This window comes from Halohasta sp. A2 (genome assembly GCF_056175805.1).
In genome coordinates this window covers 108,928-121,663 of sequence record NZ_JAQFWV010000001.1, presented here as the reverse complement: position 1 = coordinate 121,663, position 12,736 = coordinate 108,928, and the positions used below count along the sequence as shown (strand labels likewise).

Here is a 12,736-nt window from a genome sequence, read left to right as displayed (position 1 = left end):
AATGGTTGAGCTCAGCGCCGAGAACGCCGCCCTGTACGACTCGCTTCTGGAAGGTGACCACAGCGCACTCGCTCGCGTGATCACACGGATCGAGAATCGGACGCCGGGGTACCGCCAACTCCTCTCGGCACTCCACGCCGAAACCGGCACAGCCTCAGTCGTTGGTATTACGGGAAGTCCCGGAACCGGCAAGTCGACGCTGGTCGACGCGCTCACCAAGCAGTACCGCGATCACGGCGAGACCGTGGGCATCATCGCGGTCGACCCGTCTTCTCCCTACACCGGCGGCTCGGTACTGGGTGATCGAATCCGGATGGGCTCGACTGCGGGCGATATGGACGTCTTCGTTCGATCGATGAGCGCCCGCGGGCGACTCGGCGGGCTGTCGATGGCGACCGCCGATGCGGTCAAAGCGCTCGATGCGTTCGGCAAGGATCGCATTATCGTCGAAACGGTTGGCGCGGGCCAAAACGAGGTCGATATCGTCGAAACCGCCGAAACGGTCGTCGTCGTGGTCCAACCCGGCTCGGGTGACGACATCCAGCTGCTGAAGGCGGGAATCCTCGAAATCGGCGATCTGTTCGTCGTAAATAAAGCCGACATGGACGAGACGGCCGCCACAGTCGCTGATCTCGAAACGATGATCCACATGGATGCCAAGCCCGCGGCGGGGCTGTCGACCGGCCACCACGGCCCCGACGCCGCAAGCTCCGAACCCGAAGGAGGCGACACGGGCGACGACAGCGGCTGGACGCCGCCGGTGATCGAAACCGTAGCCACCACCAGCGAGGGTGTCGATGAGCTCCGGGTGGCTCTCGACGATCACCGGCGGTATCTCGATGATTCCGGTGAACGCGAGGGGCGGCGTCGACGGCGGGCCGAAACCGAAATTCGACGGCTTCTCCGGGCTGACCTCGGGGAGATCGCCGAACGCATACTCGATAGCCACGGTGGGATCGAACAGCTCGCCGACTCAGTTGCCAGTCGAGAAACAGATCCCTACACCGTCGTTGGACAGCTCGTAGAGCCGCTCGAATCGGCGGTCGAAGCGTCGCTGACCACAGACCGTGGTCCTATCGACACTGAAAAATAGGCGGTGGTTACTGTCGGAGTAGTCGACCTGTAATCACGGCAGCATTGCGACGACCTGGTCCCCGTAGACGAGTGCCTGTGGCCAGACGTAATAGAGGAGACCTGCGAACGCACCGATCTCCAACCCGGTGACGAGAATCGTCACGAGATCGGCTTTGCTGCTAGAGACCGGAATCCCGACCGGAAGATTGTACTCCTGGCTCAAGAAGGGGTACCACAGCGCGATCCCGCGGGTGCTACCGACGACATCCAGGATGTAGTGGGTCGCCACACCGATCCAGACGTACTGGAGGTTCCCGAAGTAGAGCGGCCACGCCATGAAGACCGCCAACATCGGGAGGTTGTGGAACGTCTTTCTGTGTTTGCCGAAGGCGGTGTCGACGTCGGGCATCAGCGCCCCGAGCGTAACCGGCACCGAGAGCTTGAGGATCATCTCGGCGGTCGCTATATCCCACGTCGGCTGGAGCACTGCCCCCAGCCCGATACTCAGCAATACCGCGTTCATCACGTGCCCACGTTTGTTCATTCTCTATTCCGTGAGTATCCGCCCAACTATGTGTATGTTTCCGAGTAGGGATCGACTACCGCCAGCAGGCGATGGCGAAAGAAAGAGGGCAACAGCGTCGAATCACCGCTTATGAACTACGAGACGCCACAGTTCTTCCACGTGATGCAGTACGCGGCCGCTGCCGACGGCGACGTCATCGACATGGTGAGTGGCAACCCCGACTGGGAGCCACCCGTGGCGATCCGCGAGGGGCTGGGCAAGTACGCCGACCGCGATGCTAGCGAGTTTCAGTATCCACCGAGCGACGGCCTCACATCGCTCCGCGAGGAGATCGCCCAGCGCCGAAACGTCGACACCGCACGCGTCATCGTCACTAATGGCACCGGTGAAGCCAACTACCTCGGAATGGCGGGTGCACTCGACCGCGAGGCCGGAACCGAGGCCGTACTCATCGATCCAGTGTACCCCTACTATCCGGGCAAGGTCTCGATGCTCGGCGGCGAGAGCCGACTCGTCGAGACTGCCGATGATGGAACCCTCGACACCGCGGCCACCTGCGAGGCGATCGGTCCTGACACTGCCCTCGTCGTGCTCAACACGCCGAACAATCCCACCGGCGCGGTGTACGACATCGACTCGGTTCGAGCGGTCGTCGAGACTGCCGCCGACCACAATTCATTGGTGGTCGTCGACGAGGTCTACGACCATTTCGATTTTTCTGGCAGCTTCGAGAGCGCACTCACACTCGACGCGGAGAACGTGATCGTCACCAGCGGCGTCTCGAAATCGATGGCGATCACTGGCTTCCGTGTGGGCTATGCGATCTTCCCACCCGAACAGATCCAGGCGGCCAAAACCCGCCATATGCTGGTCAACGTGGCAACCAGTCGACCAGCCCAACAGGCAGTATACAGTGCCTACCGCGAGACAGGCCCCGACTACTATGCGGCCGCGCGCGAGCGCCTCAAAGAGCGCGTCGACGCGTTTACCACTGCACTCGATGCCGCGGGTGCGGAATACACCACCCCCGACGGAGCATTTTACGTGATGGCGCGGTTCGACGACTTTCCGGGGACGATGGACAACGTCAAAACGTTGATCGACGAGGCTGGGGTGGCCGGAATGCCGGGGGCGACGTTTGGGACTGCGCGAGGCGACTGGCTCCGCTTTGCGCTCGTCACGCCGCGGGTGACCGAGGCCGCCGAACGGCTGGCCGACTACTTCAACTAGACCGACGAGTACACAAGCCCCGGTGCTGTCTCCTCCCGTATGAGCGAGATCGATGTCGAGGCCGTCGACGAGGTCGAAGGCGAGGAGTCGGAGGCTGCAGAGCCCGAGGACGACCACGTCCGAAGCGACGGTCCACAGCCGGTCGAGGTCACAGCGACGAAAACCGATCTGCCTGCGGGCGTCGACGCCCCCGAGTACGTCCTCTACGGTGGCAAGGGTGGCGTCGGCAAGACGACGATGGCGGCCGCGACCGCACTGTCGAGTGCGGCTGGTGGGGTATCGACGCTCGTCGTCTCGACCGATCCGGCCCACTCGCTGTCGGATACGCTTGAAACACCGATTCCGCCGACACCGACTCGAATTCGCGAGGACCTACCGCTGTGGGCCGCCGAAATCGACCCCGACGAAGCGATGGGTGAGGGGATGTTCGGCACCGACGAAGACCCACTCGGCGGGATGGGTGAAATGGGCGATATGTTCGGCGGGAGTCGAGAGAATGAGGCGATGGGCGGGATGGCCGAGATGATGGGGATGGGTGGTTCGATGCCCGGCGCGGACGAGGCGGCAGCGATGCGCCAGCTACTGGAGTATCTCGACGACCCACGGTTCGACCGGGTGATCGTCGACACCGCGCCGACAGGCCACACGCTTCGACTGCTCGAACTCCCCGAACTGATGGATTCGATGGTCGGCCGCGTGATGAAGCTGCGCCAGCGAATGCAAGGGATGTTTGATGGTATTAAAGGGATGTTCGGCGGCGGAAGCGAGAATACCGATCCGATGGCGGATATGGAGCAGCTCCGCGAGCGAATCGAACGGCTTCGGGCGGTGCTTCGTGATCCCGATCAGACGGACTTCCGAGTAGTGATGATTCCCGAGGAGATGAGCGTCGTTGAGTCCGAACGGCTGGTCGACCAACTAAGCGCGTTCGAGATTCCAGTCCAGACGCTCGTCGTCAATCGAGTGATGGAGGATCTCGCCGATATCACCGACCAAGAGATCGACTCCGACTGGATCGTCACCCCGAATCTCGACGAGTGTGAGTTCTGTCAGCGTCGATGGCAGGTCCAGCAAAACGCGCTCCAGCAGTCGACCAATCTGTTTCGCGGCCGCGAGGTCAAACGAGTACCGCTATTGGCCGACGAGGTGCGCGGCGAAGCAGCCCTCCGCGTTGTTGCAGCCTGTTTGGCTTAAAAAGGACAGCTACGTGAACCGGCGGACCAGCGACCAGAGTTGGTCGCGGAGTGTATCCGGTATAAATCGAGCAAGGACACTCACGCGGGCGACAGTGCCGACCGGGACACGGGCGACCGGTTTGGTCGCGCTGGCGGCGTTGACGATGTCCTCGGCCACGCGCTGGGGTGGGACCGAGCCGGGGCCGTCGCCACCGATGGCTTCGGTGTCGTCGAAAATGCTGTAGAAGTCATCGTAGGCCTCGGTGCGGTCGTTTCCGTCGGTCTCGTTTGTGGCCCGTTCGGAGAAGTTCGTTTGGACGGGACCGGGTTCAATCACGACGACGTCGACCCCGAACGGTTCGACCTCGGCGCGGAGGGCGTCGGACATCGCTTCGAGGGCGAACTTCGAGCCGCAGTAGACGCCACCGCCAGGAAAGGCGACCCGCCCGGCGACAGAGGAGACGTTGATGATCGTCCCCGCCTCCTCGCGTCGCATGTGGGGCAAGACGGCACGGATGAGTCGGTGAGGGCCGTAGACGTTCACTTCGTACTGTGTTTCGACCTGCTCGATCGGCACATCCTCGATGGGTCCGAACTGGCCGAAACCGGCGTTGTTGACCAGACAGGAGATCACGCCCTTCTCGTCGAGAATCCGGTCGACGACGCGGTCGATGTCGGCTTGGTTGGTGACGTCGAGTTGGTCGACCAGACAGCCGGCGTCTTCGAGCACCTCGATATCACTCGGGTCGCGGGCGGTCGCATACACCGTCCACCCCTCGGCTTCGAACGCGAGGGCGGTGGCCCGCCCGATGCCGGACGAACAGCCAGTAATGAGTACCGTCTTCGGTTGCACACCGGCTATTCTGTCCGCTGGGTGTTAATTATGTGCCTTTTTTGGACCGGCTTCCCCTCTTTGTTAGTCACTTGGTACCGTCGATTTCACCTCGTCAGCGTAGCTGTCGGCCAGCCGTGTCGGCTCGGGGAGTTTGAATCCCTGACAGCAGGCGGCCACGAGGTCGACCGCGGTCTCGGCACTCACTCGGTGGCCGGGGCTCACGTAGAGTGGATTTATATACCGATTGCCGGAGTCGTACTGTCTCGACTGGTAGGCGTAGCCGATCACGGTCCCATCGGGACAGTCGGCACGACTCGTGGCCTCGATGGGTGTGCGCCAGCCTTCGGGTCGGTCGTCGACCGACTCGCGGGGTGTGCCACACAACAGGCTCTTGGCGACGCCGATCGCCGGAAGGTTGAACACGACACCCATGTGGGTAGCGAGTCCGGCCTGGCGGTAATGGATCCGACCGCTGCCGTCGAAACAGACGAGATCCGGCTCACAGTCGAGGGTCGCGAAGGCGTCGACGATCGACTCTCCCTCACGAAACGACAGCAGGCCAGGTATATACGGAACGGAGAGTTCGGTGGCCGCGTGGGTTCGTTCGATCACCTCGCCGTTGCGGAGCGCGACGATCGCACTGATCGCCCGGCCGTCGACAAAGGCTTGGTCGATACCCGCGATGATCGGTGACTCACGTGGGTCGGTACTCTCGGTCGACTCGGTTCCGGTCAGTGTCGACTGCGTTGCGTCCGCCGATTTTTCCCATGTCGCCAACTGGTCGGTGATTGTTGTCGGATCGAAACTCAGTCGATCCGTGAACTCGGCTTCGGCGGCGATCTCGCGCTGAAGTGACTCCATTTCCGCACGCGAAAGTGTTGGATCGGCGAGTAGGTCGGGGTGAACCGGGTTCATCATTTAGAACCGTCGACGGCCACCGGGACCACCTGGTCCACCGGGGCCGCCGGGACCGCCGAACTGGAGTTGGTTCGGAACGCGGACGGTGCCTTTGAGCTGTCGACCGTACCACAGTCCGATGACCAAGCCGACGAGGTGTGCGAAGTGGGCGACGTTCGCCATGCCGGCGGTACCCGCGGCGCTCGGGCTGACCAAAAACAGGACGGAAAGAATCGCAAACCCGAACGTGAGAATGTAGAGCGGGATCGGGAGGATGAAGAACAGCAGCACCTTCATGTCTGGGTTGAGCACAGTCAGCACACCCAAAATAGCGAACACCGCACCGCTGGCTCCGAGTACCGCGGAGGGTTCGCCCATGAGCAGCGCGACGCCGGTGTGGCCGAGTCCCGCGGCCAGCCCCGCACCGACGAACAGGAGTGCGAACTTCTTCGATCCGGTGTAGCGCTCGACGATCGGCCCGAAAAAGAACAGCGCGATGCTGTTGGCCGCCAGATGGTAGAGCCCGCCGTGGGCGAAAATCGACGTGATCCATGTCCAGACGTACTCGGGGTTCTCCGTGGAGATCGCAAACAGGGCGCGTTGGGCGGCTTCACCGAACACCGCCGCGACGATGAGTTGGAGCAGGAACGTGATCCACATCAGCCCCAACATGGTGTAAGCCATGTTCCCGCGGAAATAGCCCAGTGGTCCGCCAGTTCCGGTGAGCTTGTCGACCATCCCTTTGGCCTTCGATCTGCGGCCACCAGTCTCGACCGACTCGTCGAAGCCGCTGTCGAAAACGCCGCCAGGGTCGTTCCAACTGTTGAGCCCCGGACAGCTGTGGTTCTCCGGGAGTCGATGGTCCGCACAGAACGTCTGCCCACAGCGTCGACACTGGTACGGCATGTTTTCGTTGGCACCACACTCGTCGCATTTCGCCATTAGCTACACCTAACAGTGGCGGGCTGAAAGGCGTTTGGCTCCCCAGCGCCGAACATTGGCCCTCTTGGGTCGACCTCACCCCGTCTCGTCGGCCGCTAGCTCGGTTGGGGTCTCGGTTTCGGATTCTTGGCCCTCGTCATCTGCGTCCGCATCGGTCGACGGATCGAAGTTGGTCGGTACAACCGTCGGATGACGCATGCCGAAGCTTGATTGGGATACAGCCATCACAGTTCTCCTTTCGGGCTAAACGGGCAAATAATTACTCATGCGCATACCGTATCACGTTCCGTGCCAGTATGCGCGAGACACATAGCTGGACGTCTTTCGGCCGACAACAACTGCAGTACAGAAAATGGGTGCTCCAACCGACCAGTTAGAACGTCTCTTCGTAGAGTTCTTGGCTGTGTTCGATGGCGTCGACGGCAGCGGCTTTGTTTTCCCAACCGAGGATTTCGGCCTGTTTGCCCGGTTCGAGGTTTTTGTACGTGTTGAAGAACTCGGTGATCTCGTCTTGTTGCTGTTGTGGGATGTCCGAGAGGTCTTCGAGGTGGTCGAACCGTGGGTCCTCGGTTGGGACAGCAATGACCTTGTCGTCCTGTTCGCCACCGTCGTCCATTTTCATGAGTGCGATGGGTCGGGCCTCGATCACACAGCCGGGGAACGTCTGGTCTTCGACCAACACGAGCACATCGAGCGGATCATCGTCGTCGTACCACGTCTGTGGGATAAAGCCGTAGTCCGATGGGTAGTGGACGTTCGAGTGGAGCACGCGATCCAACACGACCGCCGGAATGTCCTTGTCGTACTCGTACTTGTTCCGGTCGCCTTTCAGACACTCGATAACTGCGTAAATCGTCTCGGGCGCATCAGGTCCCGCATCCAACGTTTTCCAGAGGTTCGTCATTACATCTACTCGTTCTGAAACCCACGCAAAAGTCCTTTCGGGAATCGATCACCACTGCATGATAGCCATACACTTGCGGCCGCTCGTCGACCACACTGTCCGACAACTGTTATGAAAGGTTACTGTTGGTATATCGTAGCGGACATATTCCATGGGCAGCATATCATCGAATGCAACGAAAAAAGCGATAATCAGGTGATTGAGCCGGTAATACGCGTGTCTCTGTCCGAGAAAATCCCAAGAAAACCTCCGAGTTCCGAAGTGTTAAATAGCATGATGACATTTACCCAACCATGTCAGAGGCACAATCAGTTACTGACGAATCGGGCCTGGCACGCGATCTGACCGCGTTCCAACAGAACATCCTCGTGATCCTCGCCGAAGAGCCACGCTACGGGCTGGCAATCAAACGCGAGCTCGAATCCTACTACGGGACGGAAGTCAACCACGGTCGACTCTATCCCAACCTCGACGATCTGGTCGAGATGGATCTCGTCGACAAAAGCGAACTCGACAAACGAACGAACCAGTACGAGCTGACTCACGAGGGCTACGAAGCCATCCTCGGTCAATTCGAGTGGAAACTCTCGAAGTTCGTGACCAACCACGACCGCGCACAGGACATCTACGACCTCGTCGACGCCCTCAAATAAGGCTACTCTGATAGCTGACTTGGGCAGTCGGCATCGGATACGGTACACAGATATCGAAGGGAGGTCTCGACGACCTCTTGCTGTTTTTTATCGGGCCACGCATTCCGCGGAAAGTATTCGCTCGTGAACTCCTCGATCTGTTCGTCGCTCGCGGCGTCGACGCGCCCCAGATAGTGATTCCCCATGAAATCCGCAAACGCTCGCACGTTTGCGGCGTGGACCTCACCATACTCCTCGGCGACCGCCACGACCAGCGCGGCGTTGTGGGCTTCGATCTCTTCCCACGTTCCCTCGTCGCTGGCAGCCAGCGGTACCTCGACCGCCCGGTCGGTGTCGGCGATGCGGTCGAGAACGACCGTCCCATTCTCTAGCCACTCGTCGGGGTACAACACGAGCGTCTCGTCTTCCTCGCGGACTCGCGCGGTGTAGCCGTGGTCGGCGAGTGTCTCGTCGCGGCGCTCGGCGTACAGCTCGGCCTCGGCATCGTCGCCAACATTCCGGGCGAGTTTCGTCAGTCGTTCGGCCTCGTCGACGACGTCTGTCGGGAGCTCACTCATCGAGTGCCTCGTTTGCCAGTTCGTCGGCGTGGCTGTTTATTTCTCTGGGCACGTGGGCGAGCGACCAGCGGTCGAATGCCTCTAGCAGCTCGTGAACGCGGACGCGGTACTCGCGAAGCTGGGGGTCGTTGGCGTCCCACTCACCACGGACCTGTTTGACGATCAGCTGGGAGTCACCCCGGAGGTCGACCTCGTCGATACCGTACTCGCGGGCGGCCTCGAGCGCGCGAATCAACGCCCGGTACTCGGCTTTGTTGTTCGTGGTATTGCCGATTCGCTCGTTGCCTTCGGCGGCGATCCCGTCGCTGGTGACGATCACCCACCCAACCGCCGCCGGGCCGGGATTCCCGCGGGAGGCTCCGTCGAAGTACACGTGTGCGCGACCACCGCCCTCTTTGAGCACCAGCGTCAGCGAGCTCGGATCCGAGCCCTGAACGACGATCTTGTCGTCGTAGGCAACGGCGACCGCCCCGTTTCGTTCGGCGCGCCACTGCTCGTGAGCGGTGTTGCCCGGCTCGATTTCGATCCCTTTGGCCCGAAGCTGGTCGGCCGCGCGGTCGGGATCACACTCGATTGTTGGCATACGACCGCTCGGTCGGCGGCCTTCAAAGGTAGTTCGTTCCCGGTCGACTCTCGGCGAGAGCGAGCCCGAACGACTATTTATATGCCGCTCTTCACTCCGAACCAATGCTCGAGGGGCTGAACGTCGCACTCGGCGTCACTGGAAGCATCGCCGCGGTCAAAACGGTCGAACTCGCCCACGAACTCCGTCGACAGGGCGCGACCGTTCGCGCCGTGATGAGCCCCAGCGCCAGCGGCATCATCCACCCATGGGCCGTCGAGTTCGCCACCGAACACAAGGTGATCACAGAGATCACCGGCCGCGTCGAACACGTCGAGCTCTGTGGCCGGGAGGGGTGGGCCGACGTCTTTTTGATTGCGCCCGCCACCGCCAACACGGTCGGGAAGATCGCCGCCGCGGTCGACGACACGCCCGTCACCACCACCGCCACGACCGCTCTCGGTGCTGGAATTCCGGTCGTTATCGCCCCTGCGATGCACGAACCGATGTACGACCACCCCGGCGTTCTCGAGGCGATCGAGCGCGTCGAGCAGTGGGGCGTCGACTTCGTCGATCCCCGAATCGAAGAACGAAAAGCCAAGATTGCGACCGAGGAGGCTATCATCACTGCCCTCGCACGCGCGTCGACACCCCAGGAGCTTGCTGGCAAACACGTCGTCGTCACCAGCGGGGCGACCAGTGAATCGATCGATCCAATTCGCGTACTCACGAACCGGGCCTCGGGGTCGACCGGCCGGGCGGTTGCCCGCGCCTGTCACATCCGCGGCGCGGAGGTGACGCTGATCCACGACGGTCCCGACGTCCACTACGCTGACACGGTGGCCGTCGAGAGCGCCGCCGAGATGCTGGCGGCCGCTGATGCAGCCTGCACGGATGCCGACGGCCTGATTTCGGCGGCGGCGATCTCGGATTTCACGATCCAAGAGGTGCCAGCCAAAATCCGCTCGGGCGAGCCCCGAACGCTCGATCTCCAGCCAACGCCAAAACTGCTCGACACCATCCGACAGGGCCACCCGAGTCTCGCACTCGTCGGGTTCAAAGCCGAAACGACTGCCGACGACGAGTCGCTCGTCGACCACGCGGTCGCACTTCGAGACCGCGTCGATCTCGCCTTGGTCGTCGCCAACGACGCGAGCGTGATGGGCAGCGACGAAACCCACGCCCTGCTCGTCAGCAACGACGCGGAGACGCCCGCCGACTGCGAGGTCGTCGACGGGTCGAAAGGGCTGTTGGGCGAGCGTATCGCCCGTCGGCTGGCTCGCTTTCTCTCGGAGTCGACCGAATAACTCGCGGCGTCGAGGTGTCAACTCGGATCCTGAAACCAGCCTTACATACCAACCAGTACAGTCTGAGAAGCCCAGATAAGAATTGTTTTGAGGCGGCCCTCGTTTCATATACTAAGTATCTCTATGACGCTCTGCGAACCCAACCACCGCACGGGGTCGGAGGACAATGGCGGGTGACGACGCTGAGCGGCTCTTGGTCCCTGTCAAGCGCTCGTCGACGATCCGACAGACCGTCGACTACGCCGTCCAAGAGCTTCTCGAAGCCCTCGCTGAACCTCCCACAGACGCGGAAACTGAGGCTGACGCTGACGAAGCGTCGGCCGACGAACCGCTAACCGACCGTGCGACGGTCGACGAGGAGATGGTCAATGATGCGACGGCCAATGGGGTGCTGGTCGACGCTGCTGAAAAACCGACCGTCCATTTCGTGTTTTTGGCGACGTGGCGCGACGATGATCCGGGAACGGCCGCCGACACCGAGCGTGCGGCTGATCTGCTCGAACAGATCGAGGTCTGGGCGCGCTACGAGTGTGAGGACGCCGACGTCGACCCCGACTCGATCTCGGTCACGACTGCCCTGCTCGGGCTCGATACCTACCTCTTTTCGCCCGCCGACTACGCCGATCTGCTAACAAGCTACGCCGCCGAACACGACCTCCATCGCGTCGTGATCGACCCCGAGTACTCGCTGGTCGGCCAGACGACCCTGCTCCAACCGCTGGAGTTCGAACTCGAACAGACCGACCTCCGGATCGAAGAGGCCCCAGTCGAACGCCCGACGCGTCGCGGTCGACTGGTGAGTCAGTCAAACCTCACGCGGTTTTCGGCCATATTCGGTCTCTCGTTTGTCTTCTATCAGCTTCTCGGTGGGTTTAGCGGGACGTTTGACCTCGTGACGGGGTTGCTATCGGCCGGTGTCGTCGCGCTCACGCTGTCGGGAGTGAGCTTCTACCGCGACCCCTCGCTCGTCGAATCGCCCAAGCGAATCCTCCGTGGATTGGTGTACGTGCCGTACCTGCTGTACGAGATCATCGTCTCGAACCTCGTAGTCGCCCGCGTGATTTTGGACCCTACCATGGAGATCGATCCACGGATGACGAGAGTCCGGGTTCTGGTTGGCTCGGGATCGCCGCTTACAGCGCTTGCGAACAGTATCACGCTGACGCCGGGGACGCTCACGGTAACCGCAAGCAACCAAGACCTGTACGTTCACTCGCTGTTGCCGTTCGCCCGCGAGGGGTTGTTCGACGGCTCGCTCGAACGCTGGATTCGGTTCGTTTTCTATGGCCGCGAGGCCGTCCGCGTACCCACGCCACGCGAACGTGGTGACACCGAGGTGCTCCAGCAGCCAGGGTCATCGGAACCGTCTCCGCGCCCCGACGTCGACGAGACGCCGGCGGATCTCCAAGACGGTGATGAGCTACGAGACGGTGATGAACAATGAGCTTCGTTGAAACTACCATCGTCGGTGGCGTTACCGTCAGCGCGTTTCTCGTCTCGGTTGCCGCGCTGTTCGTCAGTCTCGCGGTGCTCATGTTGTACCGGGCGGTCAAGGGGCCGACCAATCAGGACCGCGTGCTGGCAGTGAACGTGCTGGGAACGAACACGGTCATCATCCTCGCACTGCTCGGCGCGGCGCTCGACGAGCCGTGGTTCCTCGACATCGCGCTGGTGTACGCGCTGTTGAACTTCCTAATGTCGATAGCCATCTCGAAGTTCACCGTCGAACGAGGGGGTGTCATATGATCGAACAGATCCGGATCGCCCTCATCGTCTTTTGTCTCCTCGTGGGGCTGTTCTTCACATTCGTCTCGGCGGTGGGCGTTATCCGCCTGCCGGACGTTTTCTCGCGGGCCCACACGGCCTCGCAGGCCGACACGCTCGGCGCGGGCTTCGGCCTCGCGGGTGTCGCGCTGACGCTCGGTTGGGAGACCGCGACGATCAAAACCGTGCTCCTGCTCGTGTTCATCTTCGTGACGAACCCGACCGCTGCCCACGCTATCGCGCGGGCGGCCTACGAGGAGGGCATCGAGCCGTGGACCGTGGGGGACGAGCGCCGATGACCTCCTCGACC

16 protein-coding genes are annotated in these 12,736 nt (G+C 61.8%); 8 read left to right on the top strand and 8 right to left on the bottom strand.

What is annotated here, in order from left to right; all coding sequences use genetic code 11:
* Position 1 precedes the first annotated feature (1 nt).
* Positions 2-1,093 carry a methylmalonyl Co-A mutase-associated GTPase MeaB gene (gene meaB / locus O2S87_RS00665; protein WP_475406863.1) on the top strand — a complete coding sequence of 364 codons (1,092 nt, stop codon included), beginning with the start codon at positions 2-4 and terminating at the stop codon, positions 1,091-1,093.
* 33 nt (positions 1,094-1,126) lie between these two features.
* Here the strand turns inward: meaB and O2S87_RS00660 are convergent, their stop codons facing one another.
* Positions 1,127-1,618: a metal-dependent hydrolase gene (locus O2S87_RS00660; RefSeq protein WP_475406862.1), complete on the bottom strand. Its 492-nt coding sequence runs from the start codon at positions 1,616-1,618 to the stop codon at positions 1,127-1,129.
* 111 nt (positions 1,619-1,729) lie between these two features.
* On the opposite strand from O2S87_RS00660, the gene O2S87_RS00655 reads away from it, so the two are divergent.
* Entirely contained in the window at positions 1,730-2,830 is a 1,101-nt protein-coding gene (locus O2S87_RS00655; protein ID WP_475406861.1) for a pyridoxal phosphate-dependent aminotransferase, read from the top strand.
* 39 nt (positions 2,831-2,869) lie between these two features.
* Positions 2,870-4,024 carry an ArsA family ATPase gene (locus O2S87_RS00650; protein WP_475406860.1) on the top strand — a complete coding sequence of 385 codons (1,155 nt, stop codon included), beginning with the start codon at positions 2,870-2,872 and terminating at the stop codon, positions 4,022-4,024.
* A 9-nt stretch (positions 4,025-4,033) separates the two neighbouring features.
* Here the strand turns inward: O2S87_RS00650 and O2S87_RS00645 are convergent, their stop codons facing one another.
* The 5 genes from O2S87_RS00645 to O2S87_RS00625 form a co-directional block, all read right to left on the bottom strand.
* Positions 4,034-4,858, bottom strand: a complete 825-nt coding sequence (locus O2S87_RS00645; protein WP_475406859.1) for an SDR family oxidoreductase — start codon at positions 4,856-4,858, stop codon at positions 4,034-4,036.
* A gap of 63 nt (positions 4,859-4,921) precedes the next feature.
* On the bottom strand, positions 4,922-5,755 hold the full coding sequence (locus O2S87_RS00640) for an endonuclease V (RefSeq protein WP_475406904.1): 834 nt from the start codon (positions 5,753-5,755) through the stop codon (positions 4,922-4,924).
* 3 nt (positions 5,756-5,758) lie between these two features.
* Positions 5,759-6,679, bottom strand: a complete 921-nt coding sequence (locus tag O2S87_RS00635; RefSeq protein WP_475406858.1) for a rhomboid family intramembrane serine protease — start codon at positions 6,677-6,679, stop codon at positions 5,759-5,761.
* A gap of 75 nt (positions 6,680-6,754) precedes the next feature.
* Complete coding sequence (locus tag O2S87_RS00630; protein WP_475406857.1) at positions 6,755-6,904, bottom strand: hypothetical protein; 150 nt, start codon at positions 6,902-6,904, stop codon at positions 6,755-6,757.
* Between the two features lie 148 nt (positions 6,905-7,052).
* Complete coding sequence (locus tag O2S87_RS00625; protein ID WP_475406856.1) at positions 7,053-7,583, bottom strand: inorganic diphosphatase; 531 nt, start codon at positions 7,581-7,583, stop codon at positions 7,053-7,055.
* A 293-nt stretch (positions 7,584-7,876) separates the two neighbouring features.
* Between O2S87_RS00625 and O2S87_RS00620 the strand changes: the two genes are divergently transcribed.
* Entirely contained in the window at positions 7,877-8,236 is a 360-nt protein-coding gene (locus O2S87_RS00620) for a PadR family transcriptional regulator (RefSeq protein WP_475406855.1), read from the top strand.
* 2 nt (positions 8,237-8,238) lie between these two features.
* Here the strand turns inward: O2S87_RS00620 and O2S87_RS00615 are convergent, their stop codons facing one another.
* A complete protein-coding gene (locus tag O2S87_RS00615; RefSeq protein ID WP_475406854.1) occupies positions 8,239-8,793 on the bottom strand; it encodes a DUF7108 family protein in 555 nt (184 codons plus the stop codon).
* The gene (gene rnhA, locus O2S87_RS00610) at positions 8,786-9,376 is read right to left on the bottom strand and encodes a ribonuclease HI (RefSeq protein WP_475406853.1); all 591 of its coding nucleotides are present in this window, start codon (positions 9,374-9,376) and stop codon (positions 8,786-8,788) included. Before rnhA ends, O2S87_RS00615 begins: the two co-directional genes overlap by 8 nt.
* 104 nt (positions 9,377-9,480) lie before the next feature.
* Between rnhA and coaBC the strand changes: the two genes are divergently transcribed.
* The 4 genes from coaBC to mnhG all read left to right on the top strand — a co-directional run bounded on the left by coaBC (position 9,481) and on the right by mnhG (position 12,725).
* Complete coding sequence (gene coaBC / locus O2S87_RS00605) at positions 9,481-10,662, top strand: bifunctional phosphopantothenoylcysteine decarboxylase/phosphopantothenate--cysteine ligase CoaBC (RefSeq protein ID WP_475406852.1); 1,182 nt, start codon at positions 9,481-9,483, stop codon at positions 10,660-10,662.
* Positions 10,663-10,828: 166 nt separating this feature from the next.
* On the top strand, positions 10,829-12,106 hold the full coding sequence (locus tag O2S87_RS00600; RefSeq protein WP_475406851.1) for a monovalent cation/H+ antiporter subunit E: 1,278 nt from the start codon (positions 10,829-10,831) through the stop codon (positions 12,104-12,106).
* Complete coding sequence (locus O2S87_RS00595; protein WP_475406850.1) at positions 12,103-12,408, top strand: cation:proton antiporter; 306 nt, start codon at positions 12,103-12,105, stop codon at positions 12,406-12,408. The genes O2S87_RS00600 and O2S87_RS00595 overlap by 4 nt, the downstream gene beginning before the upstream one ends.
* A complete protein-coding gene (mnhG, locus tag O2S87_RS00590) occupies positions 12,405-12,725 on the top strand; it encodes a monovalent cation/H(+) antiporter subunit G (RefSeq protein ID WP_475406849.1) in 321 nt (106 codons plus the stop codon). Before O2S87_RS00595 ends, mnhG begins: the two co-directional genes overlap by 4 nt.
* Positions 12,726-12,736 lie beyond the last annotated feature (11 nt).